The 25,097-nt window shown below is 71.6% G+C and carries 15 protein-coding genes; 8 read left to right on the forward strand and 7 right to left on the reverse strand.

Translation table 11 applies throughout. The annotated features are described in order from the left end of the window. Nucleotides 1–4: 4 nt before the first annotated feature. From O7546_RS13395 to O7546_RS13415, 5 genes are all read left to right on the forward strand, one after another. Entirely contained in the window at nt 5–964 is a 960-nt protein-coding gene (locus tag O7546_RS13395; RefSeq protein ID WP_194801554.1) for a sugar ABC transporter permease, read from the forward strand. 3 nt (nt 965–967) lie between these two features. Beyond that, nucleotides 968–1,855: a carbohydrate ABC transporter permease gene (locus O7546_RS13400; RefSeq protein ID WP_194801553.1), complete on the forward strand. Its 888-nt coding sequence runs from the start codon at nt 968–970 to the stop codon at nt 1,853–1,855. A gap of 77 nt (nt 1,856–1,932) precedes the next feature. Continuing rightward, on the forward strand, nt 1,933–3,558 hold the full coding sequence (locus tag O7546_RS13405; protein WP_281601157.1) for a glycoside hydrolase family 13 protein: 1,626 nt from the start codon (nt 1,933–1,935) through the stop codon (nt 3,556–3,558). A 149-nt stretch (nt 3,559–3,707) separates the two neighbouring features. Further along, nucleotides 3,708–6,575, forward strand: coding sequence for a discoidin domain-containing protein (locus O7546_RS13410; RefSeq protein WP_281600981.1), 2,868 nt, complete (start codon nt 3,708–3,710; stop codon nt 6,573–6,575). A 96-nt stretch (nt 6,576–6,671) separates the two neighbouring features. After that, nucleotides 6,672–10,958, forward strand: a complete 4,287-nt coding sequence (locus tag O7546_RS13415) for a discoidin domain-containing protein (protein ID WP_281600982.1) — start codon at nt 6,672–6,674, stop codon at nt 10,956–10,958. Between the two features lie 260 nt (nt 10,959–11,218). Here O7546_RS13415 and O7546_RS13420 read toward each other — a convergent pair whose 3' ends face one another. Beyond that, nucleotides 11,219–12,610, reverse strand: a complete 1,392-nt coding sequence (locus O7546_RS13420; RefSeq protein WP_281600983.1) for a PLP-dependent aminotransferase family protein — start codon at nt 12,608–12,610, stop codon at nt 11,219–11,221. A gap of 40 nt (nt 12,611–12,650) precedes the next feature. Between O7546_RS13420 and O7546_RS13425 the strand changes: the two genes are divergently transcribed. Beyond that, nucleotides 12,651–13,613 (forward strand): DMT family transporter, encoded by a 963-nt coding sequence (locus tag O7546_RS13425; protein ID WP_281600984.1) that lies wholly within the window; start codon nt 12,651–12,653, stop codon nt 13,611–13,613. Here the strand turns inward: O7546_RS13425 and O7546_RS13430 are convergent. Beyond that, nucleotides 13,551–14,765 carry a hypothetical protein gene (locus O7546_RS13430; RefSeq protein WP_269696890.1) on the reverse strand — a complete coding sequence of 405 codons (1,215 nt, stop codon included), beginning with the start codon at nt 14,763–14,765 and terminating at the stop codon, nt 13,551–13,553. The genes O7546_RS13425 and O7546_RS13430 overlap by 63 nt on opposite strands. Nucleotides 14,766–15,096: 331 nt before the next feature. Between O7546_RS13430 and O7546_RS13435 the strand changes: the two genes are divergently transcribed. Continuing rightward, nucleotides 15,097–16,662: a pectate lyase gene (locus tag O7546_RS13435; RefSeq protein WP_281600985.1), complete on the forward strand. Its 1,566-nt coding sequence runs from the start codon at nt 15,097–15,099 to the stop codon at nt 16,660–16,662. 59 nt (nt 16,663–16,721) lie between these two features. Here O7546_RS13435 and O7546_RS13440 read toward each other — a convergent pair whose 3' ends face one another. From O7546_RS13440 to O7546_RS13460, 5 genes are all read right to left on the reverse strand, one after another. Then, on the reverse strand, nt 16,722–18,452 hold the full coding sequence (locus O7546_RS13440) for a cellulose binding domain-containing protein (protein ID WP_194801546.1): 1,731 nt from the start codon (nt 18,450–18,452) through the stop codon (nt 16,722–16,724). Nucleotides 18,453–18,480: 28 nt separating this feature from the next. Then, nucleotides 18,481–19,911 (reverse strand): non-reducing end alpha-L-arabinofuranosidase family hydrolase, encoded by a 1,431-nt coding sequence (locus O7546_RS13445; RefSeq protein WP_281600986.1) that lies wholly within the window; start codon nt 19,909–19,911, stop codon nt 18,481–18,483. 290 nt (nt 19,912–20,201) lie between these two features. After that, complete coding sequence (locus tag O7546_RS13450) at nt 20,202–21,266, reverse strand: SRPBCC domain-containing protein (protein WP_281600987.1); 1,065 nt, start codon at nt 21,264–21,266, stop codon at nt 20,202–20,204. Nucleotides 21,267–21,287: 21 nt separating this feature from the next. Further along, complete coding sequence (locus O7546_RS13455; RefSeq protein WP_281600988.1) at nt 21,288–22,619, reverse strand: low temperature requirement protein A; 1,332 nt, start codon at nt 22,617–22,619, stop codon at nt 21,288–21,290. An 80-nt stretch (nt 22,620–22,699) separates the two neighbouring features. Beyond that, nucleotides 22,700–23,290: a TetR family transcriptional regulator gene (locus O7546_RS13460; RefSeq protein ID WP_194802407.1), complete on the reverse strand. Its 591-nt coding sequence runs from the start codon at nt 23,288–23,290 to the stop codon at nt 22,700–22,702. 123 nt (nt 23,291–23,413) lie between these two features. Here O7546_RS13460 and O7546_RS13465 point away from each other — a divergent pair, with 123 nt between their 5' ends. Next, on the forward strand, nt 23,414–25,054 hold the full coding sequence (locus tag O7546_RS13465; RefSeq protein WP_269696894.1) for an MDR family MFS transporter: 1,641 nt from the start codon (nt 23,414–23,416) through the stop codon (nt 25,052–25,054). Nucleotides 25,055–25,097 lie beyond the last annotated feature (43 nt).

Consider the following 25,097-nt stretch of genomic DNA (forward strand, 5'->3'; position numbering starts at 1 on the left):
CGTCTTGGCGCTCACCACCGCCCCCGGTGCCACCCGCCGTCCCGGCCCCGTCGCGCCGCCGTCGTCGCGTACCGCCGGACGCCGCACCGGCCTCGGCCGCAAGGTCCGGGACAACCTCACCGGGCACACGTTCCTCATCGGCGCTGTCGTCTGCTTCGCCGTCTTCTCCTGGTACCCGATGGTCCGCGGCGTCGTGATGAGCTTCCAGCGCACCCGCCGGGGCGAGACCACCTGGGTGGGCTGGGACAACTACAGCCGGATCATCGCCGATCCGAGCTTCTGGACCGCCTGGAAGAACACGTTCGTCTTCACCGGCCTGGCGCTGGTGCTCGGCTACCTGGTGCCGTTCTTCGTCGCGATCCTGCTCAACGAGCTGCGCCACGCCAAGGGCTACCTGCGGGTGCTGGTCTACCTGCCGGTGATGCTGCCGCCGGCCTCAGCGCTGTTCCTGTTCAAGTTCTACGCGTACGACCCGAGCGAGGCGGGGCTGTTCAACGCGATCCTCACCGCGCTGGGACTGCCCACGTCGGAGTGGATGCAGTCGCCGACGATGACGATGCCGGCCATGGTGATCGCGTCGACCTGGATGAACATGGGCGGCGCCGTGCTGATCTACCTGGCCGCGCTGCAGAACATCCCCGGCGAGCTGTACGAGGCCGCCGAGATCGACGGCGCCGGGGTGTGGCGGCGCATCCGGCACGTGACGATCCCGCAGACCCGGCTGATCCTGGCGCTGCTGGCGATGCTCCAGATCGTCGCCACCATGCAGTTGTTCATCGAACCGCTGATCCTGGCCAACGGCGCCGGTACGCAGGACTCGGCGACCTCCGTGGCGTACCTGATCTACCAGCACGGGTTCTTCCAGAACGACCTCAACGGCGCCGCCGCGCTCGGCGTGATCATGTTGGTGGTGCTGGCCGGGTTCTCCGCCGTCTACCTGCGACTGACCGCGAGACAGGACTAGGATATGGCCGCCGACAGCACCAACCGTACCCTCATCTCCCACGCCCAGCTGCGGCGCGGTCGCGGCCGCGTCCTCTACTGGGTCGTGCTGTCAGTGGTCGTCGCCGGGTTCACGCTGGTGTTCCTCGGCCCGCTCTACTGGATGGTCACCGGCGCGCTGAAGTCCGGCCAGGAGATCGCCCAGACGCCGCCGACGCTGTTCCCGCGCGATCCGCAGCCGGGCAACTACGTCGACGCCTGGACCAACCTGGATCTCGCGAAGCTGCTGTTCAACACGTTCTACTACGCGGCCGGGGCGGTGCTGTTCCAGCTCGTGTTCGACACCGCCGCGGCGTACGCGCTGTCGAAGCTGCGCCCGGTGCTGGGCAGGCTGATCCTCGGCATGATGCTGGCGACGCTGATGATCCCGGCGATGGTGCTCATCGTCCCGCAGTACGTGACGGTGATCGACCTGCCGATCGTGCACGTCAACCTGCTCGACTCGCCGTTCGCGATCTGGCTGCCGCTGGTGGCGAACGCGTTCAACATCTTCCTGCTGAAACGGTTCTTCGACTCGATCCCGGAGGACCTGATGGCCGCCGCCGTGATGGACGGCGCCTCGCCGCTGCGCACGCTCTGGTCCATCGTCCTGCCGATGTCCCGCCCGATCCTCGGCGTGGTCGCGATCTTCGCGGTGACGGCGGTCTGGAAGGACTTCCTCTGGCCGAAGCTGGTCATGCCGTCGCCGGAGACGCGGACCGTCAGCGTCGGCATCTACGCCTTCGCCGGCGGCACCCCGATGAACGTGGTCATCGCCGCGTCGGTGATCGCCGCCATCCCCACCGTCGTGCTGTTCCTGATCTTCCAGCGCAACATCATGTCCGGCCTGACCACCGGCGGCCTCAAGGGCTGACCGGGCCGCCGCACGGCCGCCGCCGGCCGAACCCGCCAGCGCAGAACCGACCCCGCAGAAAGCAGGTGCCCGTGTCCATGGCCGACAACAGCCCGTGGTGGCGCTCCGCGGTGATCTACCAGGTCTATCCGCGCAGCTTCGCCGACGGCGACGGCGACGGGATCGGCGACGTCGCCGGCATCCGGTCCCGCCTGGACCACCTCGCCGCGCTCGGCGTCGACGCGATCTGGTTCAGCCCCTGGTACCCGTCGCCGATGGCCGACGCCGGCTACGACGTGTCCGACTACCGCGACATCGACCCGGTCTTCGGCACCCTCGCCGAGGTCGAGGCGCTGATCGCGGAGGCGCACGCGCTCGGCATCCGCAGCATCGTCGACGTGGTGCCCAACCACTGCTCCGACGCGCATCCGTGGTTCCGGGCCGCGCTCGCCGGCGGCCCGGGCGCGCCCGAGCGGGACCTGTTCTGGTTCCGTCCCGGCCGGGGACCCGGCGGTGACCTGCCACCCACCGACTGGACCGGTGAGTTCGGCGGCCCCACCTGGACCCGCATCACCGACCCGGACGGCACCCCCGGCGACTGGTACCTGCACCTGTTCGCCCCGCAGCAGCCCGACTTCAACTGGGACCACCCCCGGGTCCGCGCCGAGTTCGAGGACATCCTGCGCTTCTGGTTCGAGCGGGGCGTGGACGGCATCCGCATCGACTCGGCCGGGCTGCTCGTCAAGGACGGCACGCTGCCCGAGGTCGGCCCGGACCGGCCGCACCCGTTCCGCGACCAGGACGGCGTGCACGACGTGTACCGCGCGTGGCGGCGCATCGCCGACTCGTACCCGGGCGGGCGCGCACTGGTCGGCGAGGTGTGGCTGCCCGACCGGCAACGGTTCGCTAACTACCTGCGCCCGGACGAGCTGCACACCGCGTTCAACTTCGACTTCCTCGGCTGCGCCTGGGACGCCACCGCGCTGCGGGCGAGCATCGACGGCACGCTCGCCGCGCATGCCCCGGTCGGTGCGCCGGCCACCTGGGTGCTGTCCAACCACGACGTCACCCGCCACGTCACCCGGTACGGCCGCGCGGACACCCGGTTCAGCTTCGCCGCCAAGCGCGAGGGCATCCCCACCGACCTGGAACTGGGCACCCGCCGGGCCCGCGCCGCCGCGCTGCTGTCCCTCGCGCTGCCCGGCGCCGCCTACGTCTACCAGGGCGAGGAGCTGGGCCTCTGGGAGGTCGAGGACATCCCGTACGAGCTGCGGCAGGACCCGATGTGGGAGCGGTCCGGGCGGGTCGACCCGGGCCGCGACGGCTGCCGGGTGCCGCTGCCCTGGCAGGGCGACACCCCGCCGTTCGGGTTCAGCCCGGACGGCGCGACCGTCGCGCCGTGGCTGCCGCAACCGGCGGACTGGAAGGACCGCACGGTCCGCGCCCAGACCGGCGATCCGCACTCGATGCTGGAGCTGTACCGGGCCGCGCTGGCGCTGCGCCGCGCCGAACCGGCGCTCGGCGACGGCACGCTCGCCTGGCTGCCCGCACCGGACGGGGTGCTCGCGTTCGCCCGCGAACCCGGCTTCACCTGCCTGGTCAACCTCGGCGGCGCGGCGGTGCCGCTGCCCGCGCACGACCGGCTGCTGCTCGCCAGCGGCCCACTCGACGACGACCGGCTGCCACCGGACACCGCGGTCTGGCTGCGTACCCGATCGGCCTGACCGCGGCGCCGGCGGCCCCGTCCCGCCGCCGGCGCCGCGACACCGGCGGCCCGTCCCGGCCGCCACCGCGCGACACACCTGGGGAGGAGGAAGGAGAGGCAACGCCGCACGGGGGGATCTGGCCACCGACGAAAGGGAGCACACCCCGCATGGCCGAGCACCGCACCGCGCACCGCCACCGCACCACCGGCGTGGCCGCCCTGGCCGCCGCCGCGCTCGCCGCCTCGACACTCGTCGTCGTGGCGCTCACCACGACCGCCACCCCGGCGTCCGCCGCCGGACTGTCCCCGTTCGACATCACCGGACGCGGCGCCACAGTGCCGTTCCGGGAGCAGGAGGCCGAGCAGGCCGCACACACCGGCACGAAGATCGGCCCCGACCGGCGCTACGGCACGCTGCCGTCCGAGGCGTCCGGCCGGGAGGCGGTCACCCTCGACGCCGTCGGCGAGTACGTCGAGTTCACGCTCACCGCCCCCGCCAACGCGGTCACGTTCCGGTACAGCCTGCCGGACAACGCCGCCGGCACCGGCCGCGACGCCACCATCGACCTGCGCGCCGACGGCACCCTGGTCAAGGCGGTGCCGGTCACCTCCCGGTACGGCTGGTACTACGGCGGCTACCCGTTCCACAACAACCCGGGCGACACCAACCCGCACCACTTCTACGACGAGACCCGGACCATGTTCGGCACCACCTACCCGGCCGGTACGAAGATCCGCCTCCAGGTCTCCTCGACCGCCCAGTCGCCCACGTTCACCATCGACCTGGCCGACTTCGAGCTGGTCGGAGGGCCGATCACCAAGCCGTCCGGCGTGCTGGACGTGGTGACCGACTTCGGCGCCGACCCGACCGGAACCACCGACTCGACGGCGAAGTTCCAGGCCGCCGTGGACGCCGGCAGGGCGCAGGGCCGGGCGGTGTGGATCCCGGCCGGCACGTTCACGCTCTGGGACCACGTGGTGGTCGACGGCGTGACGCTGCGCGGCGCCGGCCCCTGGTACTCGGTGCTCGGCGGCCGGCACCCGACCGACCGTAAACGCGCCGCCGGCATCTACGGCAAGTACGTGCCGGGCGGCGGCTACTCCGGCGAGATCCGCCCGCACGAGGCCGGCGGGCCCAGCCGCAACGTCACGCTGCGGGACTTCGCCATCATCGGCGACATCCGGGAACGCGTCGACGAGGACCAGGTCAACGCCATCGGCGGTGCGATGAGCAACTCGGTGGTGGACAACCTGTGGTTGCAGCACACCAAGGTCGGCGCCTGGATGGACGGGCCGATGGACAACTTCACCATCCGCAACAGCCGCATCCTCGACCAGACCGCCGACGGGGTGAACTTCCACTGGGGCGTCACCAACTCCACAGTCACCAACACGTTCGTCCGCAACACCGGTGACGACGCGCTGGCCATGTGGGCGCAGAGCGTGCCGAACGTCGGCAACTCCTTCACCCGCAACACCATCGGTGTGACGATCCTGGCCAACCACCTGGTCACGTACGGCGGGCGGGACATCACCATCGCCGACAACGTCACCGCCGACTCGGTTACGAACGGCGGCGGCATCCACGTCGCCAACCGCTATCCGGGCGTCACCGGGCCGACCGCCGTGGCCGGCACCATCACCGTGGCCCGCAACACGCTGATCCGTAACGGCAACTCCGACTACAACTGGCAGTTCGGCGTGGGCGCGATCTGGTTCTCCGCGCTCAACGAGCCGATCCAGGGCGCCGCGATCAACATCACCGACACCGACATCCTGGACAGCTCGTACGCGGCGCTGCACTGGATCGAAGGCCAGACCAGCGGCATCTCGTTCGACAACGTCCGCATCGACGGCGCGGGCACGTACGCGCTCCAGGTGCAGGCGCCCAGCCAGGTCCGGTTCACGAACGTGCGCGCCACCGGCATCGCGCAGTCCAACCCGATCCACAACTGCGTCGGCAGCGGCTTCCAGATCACCCAGGGCGCCGGCAACTCCGGCTGGTACACGCCCACCCCGTACTGCGGGCCGTGGCCGCAGCCGCAGTGGGGCAACGGCCCGTCCAGCCCGCCCCCGACCAGCCCGGCGCCGACCACGGCAGCGCCGACGACGGCCCCGCCGACCACCGCGCCGCCGACCACGCCGCCGCCGGCCGGCGGGAACCTGGCCCTGGGCCGGCCGGCCACAGCCACCAGCACCACCCAGACGTACGCCGCCGGCAACGCCGTCGACGGCAACCCGGCCAGCTACTGGGAGAGTGCCAACAACGCGTTCCCGCAGTCGCTCACCGTCGACCTCGGCGCGTCCCGCACCGTCGACCGGGTCGTGCTCAAACTCCCGGCCGGCTGGGAACGGCGCACCCAGACGCTCGCCGTGCTCGGGTCCACCGACGGCTCCTCGTACACCACGCTGGCCGCGTCGGCGGGCCGCGTCTTCGACCCGGCGGCTGGCAACAGCGTGTCGATCGCGCTGCCTCCCGGCGACCGCCGGTTCGTCCGGGTCACCGTCACCGGCAACACCGGCTGGCCGGCGGGCCAGCTCGCCGAACTGGAGGTGTACGGCGGCGGCACCACGCCTCCGCCCGCCACGACAGCGCCGCCCACCACCGCGCCGCCGACCGGCAACCTGGCGGCGGGCCGGCCGGTCGCGGAGACCAGCCACGCCGACGTGTACGGCGCCGCGAACACCGTCGACGGCAACGCGAACACCTACTGGGAGAGCGCCGGCAACGCCTTCCCCCAGTCGGTGACTGTCGACCTGGGCAGCGCCCGGCCGGTGGCCCGGGTGGTGCTGAAGCTGCCCCCGTCCGCGGCCTGGCAGACCCGTACCCAGACCGTGGCGGTGCTCGGGTCCACCGACGGCTCGTCGTTCTCGACGCTGAAGGCGGCGACCGGCTACACGTTCGACCCGGCGGGCGGCAACAGCGTGTCGATAGCGCTGCCCGCCGGTGACCGCCGCTTCGTGCGGCTGACCTTCACCGGCAACACCGGCTGGCCGGCCGGCCAGCTGTCCGAGTTCGAGGTGTACGCCTCCTGACCCGGCGCGGCGAGGCCGCCCCGGTCCCGCCGCGCCACCGCACCCCCACCCCCGAACGCCTCTCCACCTCCCCCGGGAAGAAGGTGTCCGTCCACCATGTCCAGACCTCGTACCGGAATCGTCGCGGTGCTCGCCGCGGTCGGCCTGGTCGTCACCGCGGCCCCCGCCCCACCGGCCCTCGCCGCCGGCGGCCCGAACCTCGCCGCCGGGCGCACCGCCACCGCCAGCAGCGTCAACGGCCCCTACGTCGCGGCCAACCTGACCGACGGCAACCAGGGCAGCTACTGGGAGAGCAGCGGCGCGCTGCCCCAGTGGGCGCAGGTCGACCTCGGCACCAGCCGCGCCGTCGACCAAGTGGTGCTGAAGCTCCCGGCCGCCTGGGAGGCCCGCACCCAGACGCTGTCCGTGCAGGCCGGCGCCGACGGCAGCGGCTTCACCACAGTCGTCGCCTCCGCCGGCCGCACGTTCAGCCCGGCCGCCGCCAACACCGTGACGCTCGGCTTCACCGCCACGAACGCCCGCTACCTGCGGGTCGTGATCACCGCGAACACCGGCTGGACCGCCGCGCAGCTCGCCGAGCTGGAGGTGTACGGCGCGGCCACCTCCTCGACCAACCTGGCGCTCGGCCGGACCATGACCGAGAGCGGCCACGCCGACGTGTACGGCGCCGCCAACGCCAACGACGGCAACGCGTCCACCTACTGGGAGAGCCCGAACAACGCGTTCCCGCAGTGGATCCAGGCCGACCTGGGCGCCGCCACCAGCGTCAACCGGCTGGTGCTGCGGCTGCCGTCCGGCTGGGGCGCGCGCACCCAGACGATCACCGTGCAGGGCAGCACGAACGGCTCCACGTTCGGGACGCTCGTCGGCTCGGCGTCGTACGCGTTCGATCCGGGCGGCGGCAACACCGTGACAGTCACAGTGCCCACCGCGTCCACCCGGTACGTGCGGCTGCTGTTCACCGCCAACAGTGCCTGGCCCGCCGGGCAGCTCGCCGAGCTGGAGGTCTACGGCCCGGTCACCGGTGACACCCAGGCGCCGAGCGCGCCGGGCAACCTCGCGTTCACCGAGCCCGCCACCGACCAGGTGCGGCTGACCTGGACCGCCTCCACCGACAACGTGGGCGTCACCGGCTACGACGTGTACGCAAACGGCGTGCTGCGCACCAGCGTCGGCGGGTCCACGCTGACGTACACCGACACCCAGCCGGCCGGGACGACAGTCTCCTACTACGTGCGGGCGCGGGACGCGGCCGGGAACGTGTCGGCGAACAGCAACACGGTCACCCGCACCGGCAACACCGGGGACACCGTCGCGCCCACCGCGCCCGGCAACCTGGCCTACACCCAGCCGACGAGCGGGCAGATCCGGCTGACCTGGACCGCGTCCACGGACAACGTGGGCGTCACCGGCTACGAGGTGTACGCCAACGGCACGCTGCGCACCACGGTCAGCGGGTCCACGCTCGCCTACACGGACAGCCAGCCGGACAGCGCCACCGTCTCGTACCACGTGCGGGCCCGCGACGCCGCCGGGAACGTGTCGGCGAACAGCAACACGGTCACCCGCACCGGCAGCAGCACCGGCGGCACCAACCTGGCGGTCGGCAAGCCCGCCACCGCGTCGTCGATGGTGCACGTGTTCGCCGCCGCCAACGCCGTCGACAACGACGTCACCACGTACTGGGAGGGCGCGCCCGGCGCGTACCCGAGCACGCTCACCGTCGCGCTCGGCGCCAACGCCGCCATCAGCGCCGTCGTGGTGAAGCTCAACCCGGACCCGGCCTGGGGCGCGCGCACCCAGACGTTCCAGGTCCTCGGCCGGGAGCAGTCCGCGTCCGGGTTCACCAGCCTGGCCGGCTCCGCCACGTACTCCTTCAACCCGAACAGCGCCAACACGGTGACCGTCCCGGTCTCCGCGACCGCCGCGGACGTCCGGCTCCAGTTCACCGCGAACTCCGGCTCCTCCAACGGCCAGGTCGCCGAACTCCAGGTCATCGGCGTCCCGGCGCCGAACCCGGACCTCACCGTCACGGCCGTCACCGCGTCGCCGTCCGCGCCGGTGGAGACCGACACGATCACGCTGTCCGCCACCGTGCGCAACGCCGGCACCGCGACCTCCACCGCCACCGCCGTCACCCTCTACCTGGGTACGACGAAGGTCGGCACCGCCGCCGTCGGCGCGCTCGCCGCAGGCGCGTCGAGCACCGTCTCGGCGAGCATCGGCGTACGCGACGCCGGCAGCTACCCGCTCACCGCGAAGGTCGACGAGTCGAACGCGGTGATCGAGCAGAACGAGGCGAACAACTCCTACACCAGCCCGACCCCGCTGACCGTCAGCCCGGTCGCCAGCTCCGACCTGGTCGCCTCCGCCGTCACCTGGTCACCCGGCACGCCGAGCGCCGGCGCCACCGTCTCCTTCGCGGTGACGCTGCGCAACCAGGGCACCATCGCGTCGGCGAGCGGCGCGCACGGCATCACGCTGACGGTGCGCGACCAGTCCGGAGCGGTGGTCCGCACGCTCACCGGCTCGTACAGCGGCACGATCGCCGCCGGGGCCAGCGCCGGACCGGTGTCGCTGGGCACCTGGACCGCCGCGAACGGCCGGTACACGGTGCGGGTGGTGCTCGCCGACGACGCCAACGAGCTGCCTGTCAAGCGGCAGAACAACACCAGCGACCGGGCGCTGTTCGTCGGTCGCGGGGCGAACCTGCCGTACGACGCGTACGAGGCAGAGGACGGCACGACCAGCGGCGGCGCGCAGGTGATCGGCCCGAACCGGACCATCGGCGACCTCGCCGGGGAGGCGTCCGGCCGCCGCGCGGTCACACTGAACACCACCGGCGCGTACGTCGAGTGGACCACCCGTTCGGCGGCCAACGCCCTGGTCGCCCGCTTCTCCATCCCGGACGCGCCGGGCGGCGGCGGGATCGACTCGACCATCAACGTCTACGTCAACGGCGTGCTGCACAAGCCGATGAGTCTCACCTCGAAGCACATCTGGCTCTACGGCGCCGAGGCCGGGCCGAGCGACTCGCCGAGCGCCGGGGCACCCCGGCACCTGTACGACGAGGCGAACGTACTGCTCGACACCACGGTCCCGGCCGGTAGCCGGATCCGGCTCCAGAAGGACCCGGCGAACACCACCACGTACGCGATCGACTTCGTCGACACCGAACTGGTGTCTCCGCGCGCCAACCCCGACCCGGCCCGCTACAGGGTGCCGACCGGGTTCAGCCACGCCGACGTGCAGAACGCGCTCGACGCGGTACGGATGGACACCACCGGCACCCTGGTCGGCGTCTACCTGCCCGCCGGCACGTACGAGACGGCGCAGAAGTTCCAGGTGTACGGCAAGGCGGTGCAGGTCGTCGGCGCCGGCATGTGGTTCACCCGCTTCCAGACGCCGCGCAACCAGCAGAACACCGACGCCGGTTTCCGGGTCGAGTCCTCGGCCAGCGGCTCGACCTTCGCCCACCTGGCGTTCTTCGGCAACTACACCAACCGGATCGACGGGCCCGGCAAGGTGTGGGGCGAGTTGAAGGACGTGGACGACCTGACGCTGGACAGCGTCTGGGTGGAGCACACCGTGTGCGCGTACTGGGGGGTGAGTGTGGACGGGCTGACCATCCGGGACAGCCGGTTCCGCAACACCTTCGCCGACGCGGTGAACATGACCAACGGCAGCACGAACAACCTGGTCACCAACTCGGAGGGCCGCTCCAACGGCGACGACGCGTTCGCGCTGTTCTCCGCCACCGACCAGGGCGGCTCCGGCGGCAACCACGGCAACGTGTTCGAGAACCTGACCGCCACGCTGACCTGGCGGGCGGCCGGGCTGGCGGTGTACGGCGGCTACGACAACGTGTTCCGCAACCTGTACATCGCCGACCAATTGACGTACTCGGGCATCACGATCAGCTCGCTGGACTTCGGCTACCCGTTCGTCGGGTTCGGCGCCAGCCCGCCCACCCGGTTCGAGAACATCTCACTGATCCGGTCCGGCGGGCACTTCTGGGGGGCGCAGACGTTTCCGGCGATGTGGTTGTTCTCCGCGTCCAAGGAGTTCCGTGGCATCCGGGTGACCGACGTGGACATCGTCGATCCGACGTACTCGGGGATCATGTTCCAGACCAAGTACAACGGCAGCCAGCCGGAGAACCCGATCACCGACACGGTGCTGACGAACGTGTCGATCTCGGGGGCGCGGCGCAGCGGTGACGCGTTCGACGCGAAGTCGGGCTTCGGCATCTGGGTCAACGAGATGCCCGAGGCGGGCCAGGGCCCCGCGGTCGGCGCCGCCACCTTCACCAACCTCCGCCTGACCGACAACGCCCAGGACATCAAGAACACCACCACAACCTTCACCATCACCCGCAACTGACCCCGACCCCCGCCCCCGCCACGCCCCCCTCCCACCCCCCGCGATCTTGCGCTTTCGGCCCCCGTGATGCCGGATTACTCCTGGTATGAGGGGCACCAAACTGCAAGATCGCGGGGCGGGGGCGGGGGCGGGGCCAGGGCGGGGCCCGGGCGGGGCCGAACGCCGATCTTGGAGTTGTGGCGCCTCTGATAGCGGGGCGAAGCCGGCAAGATGTGGCACCACAAGTCCAAGATCGACGGTGGTGTGAGCCGTTGCCGTGGTCAGTGGGGGAGGGTGGTGGAGAGGCGGCGGATCGCCTCGTCCATCTGCTCGGGAGGGGCGGCGGCGTAGGTCAGGCGCAGGTGGGGTGCGGGGGGTTCTGCCGCGTACCAGGGGCGGCCGGGGAAGACGGTCACCCCCGCTGCCGCGGCCGCCGCTGTCACCGCTACGTCGTCGGTGTTGTCGGGCAGGCGTATCCACAGGTGCAGGCCACCGCGCGGGACGGCGCGCGGGGTCAGCGACGGCAGGTGCCGGTCCAGCGCGGCGAGCAGCGCCTCCCGTCGGGCGCGCAGCTGTACGCGCAGGCTGCGGCGGTGCCGGTCCCAGGCCGGCGCGCTGAGGAATTCGACTGTGGCCTGTTGCAGCGGCCCGGCCACGAAGAGGTCGTCGAGCAGGCGGGCGGCGCGCAGTCGCGCCCCGGCCGGCCCGCGCGCGCCGATCGCGGCGATGCGCAGGCCGGGCGCTGTGGACTTGGTCAGCGAGCGCAGGTAGACGACGTGTCCGTCCGGGTCGTCGGCGGCCAGTGGCGGCGGGGCCTCGCCGTCGATGGCGAGGTCGCGGGCGTAGTCGTCCTCGACCAAGAACGCCCCGGCCTCGCGCACCGCCTCCGCCACCTCGCCACGCCGGGCGGCGGACAGGGTCGCGCCGTGCGGGTTGGCGTACAAGGGCTGGCAGTAGAACAGGCGGGCGCCGGTACGGGCGAACGCGGCGGTGAGCTGGTCGGGGCGTACCCCGTCGGTGTCGGCGGGGACGGGCACCACCCGCAGCCCGGCGGCGCGCGCGGCGGCGAGCGCGCCCAGGTAGGTGGGCGACTCGACCAGCACCGTGTCCCCGGGGACGGTGAGCGCCCGCAGCGTGGAGGAGAGCGCGGCCTGCCCGCCCGGGCAGATCACCATGTCCTCGGCGCGCAGGCCGCCACCCGCCTCGCGGGCGAACCAGGCGCGCAGGTCGGCGCGTCCCTCGACCGGGCCGCGCTGCCACGCGGCGGGCTGCCGGGACGCCCGGGCGAGCGCCGCACCGAGCGCGGCGGCCGGCTGGAGGTCCGGGTCCAGGTAGCCGCCGGTCAGCGGGATCGCGCCCGACGGCGGTAGCGCCAGCAGCGCCTGCATCTCCTCCTCGCCGCCCCGCCGCGAGCCGAGCGCGACTGTCTGCCACGACAGGTCCGCCCGCGGTGAGTCGGCTCGGCGGGCCGCTACGTACGCGCCGCGGCCCGGACGTGTCTCGACCAGCCCGTCCGCGACGAGCCGCCGGGTCGCCTCGGCGACCGTGACGGGGGAGACGTGATGGTGCGCGGTCAGCTCCCGTACCGACGGCAGCCGCGTGCCGGGCGCGGCGTCAGCCGCCAGCGCACCCAGATGCCGGACCACACGGTCGATAGCGCTACCATCGTTCATGACGGAACAGAGTAGCGCTACTGCACCGACGACGGTAACGGTGAGACCGGGCGCCGGGATCGCCCTCGGCGCGCTGGGCGTACTGGCCTTCAGCATGTCGCTGCCGGCCACCCGCGTCGCGGTGCACACACTCGACCCCTGGTTCGTCGCGTTCGGACGGGCAGTCGGCGCGGCGCTGCTCGCGTGGGCCTACCTGCGGCTGACCGGTGCGCCACGCCCCACCCGGGACCAGTGGCGACGGCTGTCGATCGTCGCGCTAGGCGTCGTGGTCGGCTTCCCGCTGTTCACCTCGCTCGCGCTCACCACACAGACATCAGCGCACGGCGCCGTGGTCGTCACCGTGCTGCCCGCCATGACCGCCGTGTTCGCGGTGCTGCGTGCCGGTGAACGGCCGCCGCCGCTGTTCTGGCTCGCCGGTGCCGCCGGCCTGGCGCTGGTGCTCGCGTTCCTCGCCGCGAGCGGCTCGATGCGCGGCGCCCTGTCGGCCGCCGACCTGTTCCTGCTCGCCGCCGTGGTGCTCTGCGGACTCGGGTACGCCGAGGGCGGCCGGCTGGCCCGCGAACTCGGCGGTGCCCGGACGATCTGCTGGGCGTTGCTGCTGTCGCTCCCGGTCACCGTGCCGGTCACGGCGGTGGCCGCTCTCGTCCACCCGCCGCAGGGCGGCGCCGCCGCCTGGACCGGGTTCGGCTACCTCACAGTGGTGTCGATGTTCCTGGGCTTCTTCGCCTGGTACGCCGGGCTGGCCCGGGGCGGTATCGCCAAGGTGGGGCAGATCCAGCTCGTCCAGCCGGTGCTCACGCTGATCTGGTCGGCGGTGCTGCTCGGTGAGGCGGTCACGCCCGGCGCGCTGGTGGTGGCGGGCGCGGTGCTGGCCTGCGTGGTGCTCATCCAGCGCACCCGGGGCGGCGCGGTGCCGGCGCACGCCCCGGGCGAGCCGGCCTCAGCAGGCCGCGATGGTGCCGGTCACGCTGGAGACGTACGCGTGGCTGACGAAGTGTCCTGACGCGAGGCGGTTCCACTGGCTGGTGGTCCGGTACGGGCCGCTCACCGACTGGCCGGTGACGGAGCACTCGATCGGCACGTCGGCGTACGTGGCGGCCAGCCCGACGACGGGGTTGCTCGTGCTGGGGCCGGAGCGGATGTTGAGCGGGCCGCTGCCGATCCGGCCCCGGGTGCCGGTGCCGGTCCAGAGGTAGGCGACGTCGACCCAGGCGTTGTCGGTCAGCAGCAGGCCGTCCCAGAACGTGCCGTCGGCGAGGTCGATGCCGGCCGGGCTGCCGACCACCCGTCCGAACTGGTCCCGCCCTCCGTTGTAGCCGCTCTGGTACGCCGCCTGCGCCTCGGGCCGGCCCTGCGGCAGGTCCTTCCACATCTCCCGGGTGCTGCTGGGGTTCCAGTAGTCGTCCCTGGTGTTCCACGGTCCGACGTCCCAGACCGGCGCGTACTCGCAGCGGCTGCGGGTGGTGGTGCAGACCCGCACGGTGTAGTCGCCGGTGTTCTTCGGCGCGAGGCCCCGGAACGAGGGCAGCGCGACGAAGTGGTCCCGGGAGACGATCACGTGCCCGTTGGCGGTGGTGCCGCCGACCAGGCCCTCGCGGGTGGCGTACACCCGGTAGGTGAGGCCCGGGGTGGCTGCCGTGACGGCGGCGACCGAGTCGGCGGTGAGCCGCACCCGGCGCAGGGCGGGCGCGGCGGCCGGCCGGCCGGCGGTGAGCGCGACGCGGATCTGCACCCGGGTGACCGGCTGGTCGAAGACGGCGCCGCCGGCGGCGGAGCGCCACTCGGTCCACCCGCCCGATCGCCAGCCGCGCGCCGCCACCTCGACGGCGCCGTCGGGGCCGGGTGTCGCGACGATGTCGGCGCGGACCCGGTTGGCCGGTACGGCGAGCGAATGCGGCGTGACGACGAGCGTGCCCTCGGCCGCGATGCCGTGCCGGGCCGCGGGTCGGTGGGCCGGGTCGGCGAGGCGGAGTTCCGTGCCGGTCCAGCGGACGTTGACGTCGTCGGAGTCGACGGCAGTGAGGTCGGCGCTCCACGTGTTCTCGGTGGCCGCCGGGGCCGTCAGTGGTGCGGCGGGTGCCGGCGAGGCGGCCAACACGGCGGCGACGACGCCGGCGACCGCCGCGAGCGGGCGGGTCCTGCGGGAATGGGGCATGACGCTCCTCGTGGGGGCATGAGGTAGACAAACTTCGATGCCAGGGTGGGGTGCAGGCAATCATCGATCTCGCGTCCCGTCAAGGCGGCGCCCTCCCGCGCCCGGTGGCCGGAGTAGTGCAAAAAACCTGCAAACGCCAGCTCTTGCCTTCCTGGAAAGCGCTTTCATACGATTGCGTTACATCGATGTTTCATGTGCGGGCCGGGCATCGCAGATGAACCACATTCGCTGGCGGCGCGCCTGATCGCGTCGCGGCTCCGCATTATTCCCATTCGGTGACTGCCGCTGCTCGGCGGCAATTCCCGCATGCTCGAAAAAGGAATGAGGCGACATGAGAAGAACAGTCGCGCTGCGACTCTCCGCGGCACTGGCCACGGCGGCCGTCGGTATCGCCGTCGCCGTGGTACTGCCGTCCCCGCAGGCGTCGGCGGCGGCCGGAAGTGCCACCGGCTACGCCACCCAGAACGGCGGCACCACCGGCGGCGCGGGCGGCCAGACCGTACGCGCCACGACCGGCACCGCCATCCACGCCGCGCTGTGTGGCCGGGCCAGCAGCAGCACCCCGATCATCATCGAGGTGACCGGGACCATCAACCACGGCAACACCAGCAAGGTCTCCGGATCGAGCTGCAACACCGCGGACGGCGTGATCGAGCTCAAGCAGATCAGCAACGTCACCATCATCGGCGTGGGCAGCGGCGCGGTGTTCGACCAGCTCGGCATCCACATCCGCGACTCCCGCAACATCATCATCCGCAACGTGACGGTGCGCAACGTCAAGAAGTCCGGCTCGCCCACCTCCAACGGCGGCGACGCGATCGGCATGGAGAGCAGCGTCCGCAACGTCTGGGTCGACCACGTCACGCTGGAGGCGTCCGGCGGGGAGTCGGAGGGCTACGACGGCCTGTTCGACATGAAGGACGACACCCAGTACGTGACGCTGTCGTACAGCATCCTGCGCAACTCCGGCCGGGGTGGCCTCATCGGATCGAGTGAGAGCGACCGCGGCAACGGCTACATCACGTTCGAGCACAACCTGTACGAGAACATCGACTCCCGTACGCCGCTGCTGCGCGGCGGCATCGCCCACATGTTCAACAACCACTACACCGGGCTGCACGAGTCGGGCATCAACTCCCGCGCCGGCGCGCGGGCCAAGGTGGACAACAACTACTTCCGCAACTCCAAGGACGTGCTCGGCACGTTCTACACCAGCGAGCGCGGCACCTGGCAGGTCAGCGGCAACATCTTCGACAACGTGACCTGGTCCTCGCCCGGGAGCGACAACTACCCGGCGGGGCCGAACGTGACGTCCACGACCACCGTCAGCGTTCCGTACTCGTACCGGCTCGACGCGGCGAGCTGCGTGCCGGACATCGTGCGGCAGACGGCGGGCGCCAACACCGGCCTGCGGGTGTCCGACGGCAACTGCACGCCGCAGTCCCCGGCGCCGACCACGCCCGGGCCGACCACGCCCGCACCCACCACGCCGCCGCCCGGGACGACCACCCCGCCGCCGTCCGGCGGGACCAACCTGAGTCTGCTCTCCGGCGCCGGCGCGGACGGGTCCAGCAAGGCCGACGGCACCAGCTACGGCAACGTGCGCGACGGCAACCTGAGCACGTACTGGTCGCCGTCCGGGTCGACCGGCACCGTCTCGATCAAGTGGGGCTCGGCCACCACCGTGTCCCGCGTGGTCATCCGCGAGCCGTCGGGCACCTCGGGTTCGATCGGGTCCTGGCAGCTCGTCAACAACGACAACGGCGCGGTGCTGGCCTCCGGCGGCGGGGCCGGCCAGATCACCTTCGGCGCGACCTCGCTGAAGAAGATCAACTTCAAGATCAACAGCTCCAGCGGTACGCCGAGAGTCGGCGAGTTCGAGACGTACGCCAGCTAGCAGGTCACACGAGCGGGGGCGGCCGGTCCGGCCGCCCCCGCCCTTGTTCGTGTCCCCGGTCAGAGGGTGAGCACGACGGTGGAGATGCTCCGCGCGCCGACGTTCACGGTGACCTGGTTGCCGTTCACGCCGACCGGCTGGCTCGCCGCGCTGGCGTTCTGCGACGTGGCCACGTACTCCGCCCGGCTGACGTTCTGCGGCGCCTGGATGATCGCGTTGTTCACCGCGCTGGTGGACCGGTTGAGGATCACCAGCGTGACCTTCCCGTCGCCGGAATAGGCGGTCACCTCCAGCGGCGACGCCTTCGAGCTCTTGGTCAGGGCGACCCGCTGGTAGCCGGGCCGCACGTACTTCGCGTACTGCGAGAACGCGTACCCGCGCTTGAGCGGCGCGCCCGCCACGGTGCCGTACGCGGACTCGCCGTCACCGATGAACGAGTAGTAGCGCTTGCCGTACCACCAGACGTACGCGCTCCAGTTCGACTCCATCGACTTGTGCACGGTGCGCATGATGTCGTCGAGCGTCTCGTTCCAGGCCGCGGCGTTGGCCGGGTTGCCCCAGATGTTGGAGCCGCCGCCGTCGGCCTCGTGCAGGTTCCACTCGGTCATCCACACCGGCTTGTTGTACTGCTGCGCCAGCGTGTACGGCTTCAGCCGGCCGGACGCCTCGGTGCCGTAGAGGTGACCGCCGATGTAGCCGATGTTGTTGCGGGCCGCCGCGTCGTTGAGCGTCGGGTCTGTGTAGCTGTAGTTCAGGTTCACCGCCTCGGCGACCATCAGCTTGGTGTTCTGCACCTTGGCGCCCTGCTCCCGCACGAAGGTCTGGAGTTCGGTGCCGCTCCAGTCCATCGAGTCGTAGTCCGGGTGCCAGTCCGGCTCGTTCTGCACGGACGTGACGTCGATCGTCACGCCCTGGTTGCGCATGTACTGGACGTAGCTGTTGAGGTGGCCTGCGTAGTCGTCGTAGTAGTCGGTGCGCAGCTTGCCGCCGTTGATCCGGCTGTTGTTCGTCTTCCAGGCCGCCGGGGCGGTCCACGGCGACGCCATGATCTTCACGTTCGACCCGTACGACTTCGCCGTGCGCAGCGCGCTGACCTGGGTTCCCCACTCGCCGGACACCGGCGAGATGCCGGTACGCACGATGGACAGGCCGAGCTGGTTGGGGCCGAGCCCGACGAGCGTCTGCGTCTCGGCCGTCGACCAGGCGCCGCCCCAGATCGACACGGCGGCGCCGAACCCGTCGATGGTCTGGTAGCGGCTGGCGGTGTTGACGGTGATGTCCGCCGCCCCGGTGGGCGGCGGGCTGCTCGGTGAGGTGGTCGGCGAACTCGTCGGCGACGTGGACGGCGAGGTGGACGGCGACGTCGGCGTCGTGCCACCGGTGCAGGTCACCCCGTTGAGCGCGAAGCTCGTCGGCGCGGGGTTGCTGCTGGTCCAGGCCCCGTTGAACCCGAACGACGTGCTGCCGTTCGTGGGGATGGACCCGTTGTAGTCGACGTTGCGGGCGCTGACCGCCGCTCCGCTCTGGGTCACCGTGGCGTTCCACGCCTGGGTGACGGTCTGGCCGGCGGCGTAGGACCAGGTGAGCGTCCAGCCGTTGACCGGATCACCCAGGTTGGTGACCGTCACGTTCGCGCCGAAGCCGCCCTGCCACTGCGACGACACGGCGTAGGTGACCGCACAGCCGGCGGCCGCCGCCCCGGCCGGCAGCGCCGCGGCCATCGCGGTCGACGCCAGCAGGACGGCCCCGGCCGACAACACCGCGGTACGGGTCGTTCTGTGCCTTCTCATCGGACCTCTCTCTCCTCGATCGGCCGGCTCAGCGCTGGAGGGTGAGCAGTCCGGGTCGGTAGGGCAGGAGGCCGTAGTCGCCGCCGGAGTTGGGGGAGCGGCCCTGGTAGAGCAGTTGGAGGTTGCAGGGGTCGACGGTGAAGGTCTGGTCGGCGGTGGTGCGGATGAGTTCGCCGTGGCTGATGTCGTTGGTCCAGGTGGCGCCGCTGTTGGCCTTGCCGGCGAACGGGTTGGACTCGGTGGCGGCCTGCGGGGTCCACGATCCGCCCAGGCTGGTGGCGGTGAAGGAGCGGAAGTAGCGGCCCTGGGAGCCGATGGCCTCGACGATCATGAGGTAGCGGGTCTGGCCCTGGAGTTTGTAGACCTGCACGGCTTCGAACAGGTTGTTCGTCGAGTCGCTCATGATGGTGGTGTAGTTGGAGCCGAAGCTGCCGGGGAAGTTCCCGATCGGCATGCTGGAGCGGTAGATCTTGCCGTTGTCACCGGCGAAGAACAGGTACATGTTCTGGTCGTCGGCGATCAGGGTCTGGTCGATCGGGCCGGTGCCGGAACCGGAGATGCTGCCGGTGAACAGCGGCTGCGCCGAGGACCAGCCGTTCGGGTTCGTCGGATTCGTCGAGGTGCGGTAGGAGAACGCGGTCGGCCCCCACTGGTAGGCGAGCACCCAGATGTTGCGCGGCGCGAAGTAGAACAACGTCGGCGCCACAGTCCCCGACGACATCGCGTTCTGGCTGGCGGAGGCCATCTGCGACCAGTTCGAGAACAGACCGAAGTTCATCGACCCCCACGACGACCCGGTGTCGTGCGTGGTGGCGTAGACCAGGTGCTGCCCGTTGTACGGCACCACCGTGAAGTCCTTCAACGACACCCACCCCGAACGCGGCTGCGCCAACGCACCGGTCGAGGACCACCGGTACGACGACGGCAGGCTGCAGGTGTTGCCCGGCGGCGGCGTCGTGGGCGGCGCGGTGGTCGGCGGCGCCGTGGTGGGTGGCGCGGTGGTGGGTGTGCCGGTCGGGCTACCGGTCGGCGTGGTGGTGCCGCCGGTGCAGGTCACCCCGTTGAGCGCGAAGCTGGTCGGCACCGGGTTGCTGCTGGTCCAGGAGCCGTTGAAGCCGAACGACGTGTTGCCGTTCGTCGGGATCGACCCGTTGTAGTCGACGTTGCGCGCGGTGACAGCGGACCCGCTCTGGGTCAGGCTCGTGTTCCACGACTGGGTCACCGTCTGCCCGGCGCCGAACGACCACGTGAGCGTCCAGCTCGACACCGGGTCGCCGAGGTTCGTGATGGTGACGTTGGCGCCGAAGCCACCCTGCCACTGGGACGAGATCGCGTAGTTCACCGAGCAGCCCGCGGCTGCGGCCCCAGCGGGCAACTGCGCCACGGCGACCGACGCCGACGCGAGCAGTGCGGCGCCGGCCGACGCCAATATGGCATTGACTGACCTGGATCTGGACATGAATTGACCTCCTGCGGGGGCGGCGGCTCTGGCATTGGCGGTGGCGATTGTTTTGTGAGCGTTAACAGCCGCGTCAGGGATGTTACGGGAGCGCTCCCAAGCACTCAACAACCCATTTCCGCACCCACCGAACCAGCCGTCACGCCCACCTCACGCCCACTCGCGCACCGCCCACCCGCCCCAGGCTGGGTCGATCATGAAGTTGACCGCATTCAATGCGGACGAATCCGCGGCCTAACCTCATGATCGACGCGGTTCAGGGGTGCGGGCGGGAGGGGGAGAGGGAGGAGTCAGGCGGGGGTGCAGGGGGTGTTGTCGGCGGTGCAGGCGGCGGGGGCGTTGTGTGAGGGGTCGGGGTCGCGGACGTCGAAGCGGATGGTGGCGGACTCGCCGCCCGGCAACGCGCTCCCGGTGAACGTGACCACGGTGCCGTCCTGGGTGGCCTCGGCGCCGCTCACACTGCCCACTGTGGCGCCGTCGTGCAGCGTCACGGTGACCGTCCAGGTGGGACGTTGTGACGGGCCGGGATTGCGCAGCACCACCTGACCCCGGTAGCCGAAGACCCGGTCGGTGACCGTCTCGTAGGTGGCGCTCAGCGGTGCCGCCGCCACCGTCGAGGGCGTCGCGCTCGGCGTACGGCTGGGGGTGGGCGACGGTGTCGGCGAGGGCGACGCGCTGCGGCGGCTGGCGCTGGGCGTGGGTCGCGCGGTAGTGGGCCGGGCCGACGGCGTGGCGCTGGACGGCATGACCAGCGACCCCGTCGGGGCCGGCGCGGCCGGTGCGGGTGGCTCGCCGGCGGTGGCCCACACCGTCGCCCCGGCCGCGGCGGCGATCAGCGTCACCGCGCCGACCGCCAGCAGCACCCGGCGCCGCCCGGACCGGCGCTGGTCGTCGCCGAGCAGCCGGACCACAGGCAGTTCGGCGGTCAGGCCGCCCTCGGCGCGGCGCAGGTCGACGTTCTGGAACGCCAGCCAGTCGAGGATCGCGGGCAGTCGTCCGGTGACCGCCTGCTCGTGCTGCTCGGCGCGGGCGTCGGCGTCCCAGTCGCCCTCCTCGAGCACCTCGCGGACCGACAGCCGGGTGCCGTGCGCGGTGGGGGTGAGGTCGCAGGCGAGCCGGGTGGCCCGGCCGGCCTCCCGGCAGCGGACCACCAGCCGGTGCGGCGCGCGCAACTCGACGGTCTCCACCTCGGTGTCGCCGTCGTAGCCGGGCAGCGCGGCGGTGGCGAGGATCCACCTGTCGGACCCGGGCGCGCTGTCGGCGAACCACTTGGCCAGCAGCGCACGTTCCGTGAGCGCCCGCCAGGTCCGGGCGGGCGGGTGGAACAGGTCGACCTCGGTGACGATCTCGATCACGCGGAGACTCTAGGGCCTGTGTCAAGGTCGCTGTGGGGCGCTGTCGCCCCCGTCGCGCCAGCGGGACCGCCAGGCGGCCTCGCTCTCCTCGGCGCTGGCCTTCTCCTCGTGCATCAGCCGGCGCAACGCGACCCGGGAGTCGGCGAAGATCACCAGTTCGGCCGCCACGAGCGCCACGCAGATCGCGGTGAGCAGACCCAGCGCGCCGAGCGCCGGCAGGTGGCGGCCGACCGGCAGCGCCGCGGCGAGCAGCACCACGGTGCCGACCCGGGTCCAGGACAGCGTCCGCAGCGCGCGCCACTGGAACGCCATGTTCGCGGCGAAGTAGACGAGCACACCACCGAAGAGCAGCGGCACCGCCGGTCCGTGGCCGCGCTCCATCGGGCCGCCGGCCGGGTCGGTGACGATGCGGACCAGTTCCTCGGCGCCGATCGCGAACAGGATCACCCCGGCGATCATGGGCAGGTAGAGGTAGGCGTACGCGTCGCGGGCGAGCGTCACCCGCGTGTGCCCCTGGGCGGCGTGCAGCGCGATCCGGGCGGCCGGGCCGATCATGTCGAAGTGCGCCCACCAGAGCGCCGCGGTGAACAGGATGCCGAAGATCGCCGCCGGGATGGCCGGCCAGGTCACGGGCTGGCCGAGCAGGTTGCCGCCGACGCCGACCGAGATGACCGACTCGCCGAGCGCGATGATCAGGATGAGGTCGTACCGTTCGGTCCAGTGCTCGGCCGAGGTGATCTTCCAGCCGTCGGTGCCGGCCAGCAGGCCACTGCTGTACTGGATGGCGACCACCGCGATCCACAGTCCGTCGCGCAGCCACGGGCCGACCTCCGGGGACACGCGCGGCGGCAGCAGCGCCGCCACCAGCAGCAGGCCGGCCGAGAGCAGCGCCTCCGGCAGGAACAGCCGCAGCTTGCGCCGGGCCGGCGGGTCGTCGCGCGTGGCGTACCAGTACAGGGAGGTGTGCACGAACCGGATCACCACGTAGCTGATGGTGACCAGGATCGGGCCGGCGCTGCCCTTGTCCAGGTCGCCGAACGTCTGCGGCAGCGCGAGCGCGAACGTGAACAGTGCGATCATGCCGACCACCATGAGGATCGGCACGAAGCCCTCGCCCAGGCGCAGCCGGGCGGCGACCGCGCTGTGCACCACCCAGCACCACCAGAGCACCGCGAGCACCAGTAGCGCGTGCAGCAGCTCGCCTGGGGTCACGTTGGCGGCGGTGGCGCGCGTGATGATGAAGAAGGACACCACGAAGACGAGGTCGAAGAAGATCTCGAACCGGTCGACCCGGGTGGCGGGGGCGACGCCGGTCGCCGGCCCGAGCCCTTTGCGCCACCGGTCGCCACCCACCGGGCGAGTGTGTCAGCCCAGGTCAGGCGGGGTGCTGCTTTCGCCGGCCATTCCACCGGTCCGACGGGCGAGCGGCGCGCTCAGCCCCCCGTGGGGGCGGCCAGGGCGAGCACGTCGCGCAGCACGTCGCGCAACGACCGCCCCGGGTGCTCCAGCCACTCGTGGGCGGCGATCCGCAGGGACGCGAGGAAGGTCGCCGCGACGATCCGGGCCCGCAGCACCGCGTCCGGTCCGGTCAGCCGGCGGGCCAGCTCCGCGGCCATCTCCCGCTCCAGGGCCGCGTACGCGCCGACCTGGTGGGCGGCGAGGCTCGGGTGGCCGTGCAGCCGGCGGCGCCGGCTGAGCCAGGGCTCCGCCGGGTCGTCGTAGCCGTCCTCGGCCTGGGCCAGGGCGGCCCGGGTCAGCGCCGCCCACGGCGACAGCTCGGCCGGTTGTTCCGCGACGAGCCTGAGGAGCCGGCGCAACCGCAGCGTGTCACCGTGGAAGAGGGCCTCCTCCTTGCCGCCGAAGTAGTTGGAGAACGTCCGCCGGGAGACGTTCGCGGCGTCGGCGATCGCCTCGACGGTGATCCGGTCGGGCCCGTGCTCGACGGCGAGGGACAGCGCCGCCTCGTGCAGCGCCAGGCGGGTGGCCGCCTTCTTCCGCTCCCGCAGCCCGGTGCACTCCTCCATGACAGCCAGCGTAGGTGACCGATTTCTCAATGGGCAAACTTGCCTACCGGGCAAGGTTTAGTGTTGATTGCTTGAGGCAACGAAGCGGCCACCCCCGTATCGACACACCTGGAGGACGCGCGCATGAGCGCACCCACCATGACGGCTGAGGCCGCCCCGATGAGCAAGCGCAAGACGCTGGAGGCACTCAGCGGTCTGCTGCTGGTGCTCTTCGTGGCCATGCTGAGCAGCACCGTGGTCTCGACGGCCCTGCCGAAGATCATCGGAGCGCTCAACGGCTCGCAGACGCAGTACACCTGGGTGGTCACCGCCACCCTGCTCACCGCCACCGCGACCACCCCGATCTGGGGCAAGCTGGCCGACCTGTTCAACAAGAAGCTGCTGATCCAGATCGCCATCGTGGTGTTCCTGGTCGGGTCGATCGCGGCCGGCTTCGCGCAGAGCGCCGGGCAGCTCATCGCCGCCCGCGCCTTCCAGGGCATCGGCGTCGGCGGCCTCCAGGCGCTCGTGCAGGTCGCCATCGCGGCCATGATCCCGCCGCGTGAGCGGGGCCGCTACAACGGCTACCTGGGCGGCGTCATGGCGCTGGCCACCGTCGGCGGCCCGCTGCTGGGCGGCCTCATCGTGGACACCTCCTGGCTCGGCTGGCGCTGGTGCTTCTTCGTCGGCGTACCGGTCGCGGCCGTCGCGCTGTTCCTGCTGCAGATCACCCTGAACCTGCCCACCGTGCGCCGGGACAACGTCAAGATCGACTATCTGGGCGCCACGCTCATCGCCGCCGGCGTCAGCGTGCTGCTGATCTGGATCTCGTTCGTCGACGACTCGTTCGCCTGGCTGTCCTGGCAGACCGGCGCCATGGTCGGCGGCTCGGTGCTGCTGCTCGCGCTCGCCGTCTGGGTGGAGGCGCGGGCCGCCGAGCCGGTGGTGCCGCTGCACATCGTCCGGGAGCGCACCACCGCGCTGGCGATCCTGGGCAGCCTCGCGGTCGGCATGGCGATGTTCGGCGGCGCGGTCTTCCTGGGCCAGTACTTCCAGATCGGCCGCGGCTACAGCCCGACCGAGGCCGGCCTGCTCACCATCCCGATGATGGCCGGTGTGCTGATCTCCTCGATCGTGGCCGGCCGGATGATCACGGCCACCGGGAGGATCAAGCCGTACATCGTGTTCGGGGCGGTCGTGCTGGTCATCGGGTTCGCCATGCTCGGCACCATCGACCACGAGACCTCGCTGGTCTTCGTCGGCATCGCGATGTTCATCGTCGGCGTCGGTGTCGGCATGACCATGCAGAACCTGGTGCTCGCGGTGCAGAACACCGTCGCGCTCAAGGACATCGGCGCGGCCAGCGCCAGCGTCGCGTTCTTCCGCTCGCTCGGCGGCACCATCGGCGTGTCGGTGCTCGGCGCGGTGCTCGCCCGCCGGGTCAGCGACCGGATCACTCACGACCTCGCCGCGGCGGGCATCCCCACCACCGGCGGAGGCGGCGGCAGCACGCTCAACCTCGACGCGCTGCCCGAGCCGGTACGGCAGATCGTGCGGGCCGCGTACGGGGACGCAACGGGGCACATCTTCCTGATCTCGGCCGCCATCGCGGTGGTGGGTATCGTGGCGGCGCTGCTGCTGCGTCCGGTCACCCTGCGTTCCAGCCTCGATCTGCCGGACACCGGCCGATCGGTGGCGGTGGGAGCGGACGCCGTCGACGGCGCGCCCGCCTTCGACGAGGTGAGCGTGGACTCGGCCGGCCGGGAGGAACGCACCCGCCGCTGAGCCCGTACCCCCAGGGCCGTCGCCGACCCCGGCGGCGGCCCTG

The sequence above is a fragment of the Micromonospora sp. WMMA1976 genome, assembly GCF_027497335.1.
Taxonomy (GTDB): Bacteria; Actinomycetota; Actinomycetes; order Mycobacteriales; family Micromonosporaceae; genus Micromonospora; species Micromonospora aurantiaca.

Coding starts and splice junctions, on each gene's coding strand:
- O7546_RS13420 (WP_281600983.1), bottom strand. CDS start 12,610: ATGAACGATGGTAGCGCTATCGACCGTGTGGTCCGGCATCTGGGTGCG.
- O7546_RS13435 (WP_281600985.1), top strand. CDS start 15,097: ATGAGAAGAACAGTCGCGCTGCGACTCTCCGCGGCACTGGCCACGGCG.
- O7546_RS13445 (WP_281600986.1), bottom strand. CDS start 19,911: ATGTCCAGATCCAGGTCAGTCAATGCCATATTGGCGTCGGCCGGCGCC.
- O7546_RS13400 (WP_194801553.1), top strand. CDS start 968: ATGGCCGCCGACAGCACCAACCGTACCCTCATCTCCCACGCCCAGCTG.
- O7546_RS13405 (WP_281601157.1), top strand. CDS start 1,933: ATGGCCGACAACAGCCCGTGGTGGCGCTCCGCGGTGATCTACCAGGTC.
- O7546_RS13460 (WP_194802407.1), bottom strand. CDS start 23,290: ATGGAGGAGTGCACCGGGCTGCGGGAGCGGAAGAAGGCGGCCACCCGC.
- O7546_RS13410 (WP_281600981.1), top strand. CDS start 3,708: ATGGCCGAGCACCGCACCGCGCACCGCCACCGCACCACCGGCGTGGCC.
- O7546_RS13430 (WP_269696890.1), bottom strand. CDS start 14,765: ATGCCCCATTCCCGCAGGACCCGCCCGCTCGCGGCGGTCGCCGGCGTC.
- O7546_RS13465 (WP_269696894.1), top strand. CDS start 23,414: ATGAGCGCACCCACCATGACGGCTGAGGCCGCCCCGATGAGCAAGCGC.
- O7546_RS13415 (WP_281600982.1), top strand. CDS start 6,672: ATGTCCAGACCTCGTACCGGAATCGTCGCGGTGCTCGCCGCGGTCGGC.
- O7546_RS13440 (WP_194801546.1), bottom strand. CDS start 18,452: ATGAGAAGGCACAGAACGACCCGTACCGCGGTGTTGTCGGCCGGGGCC.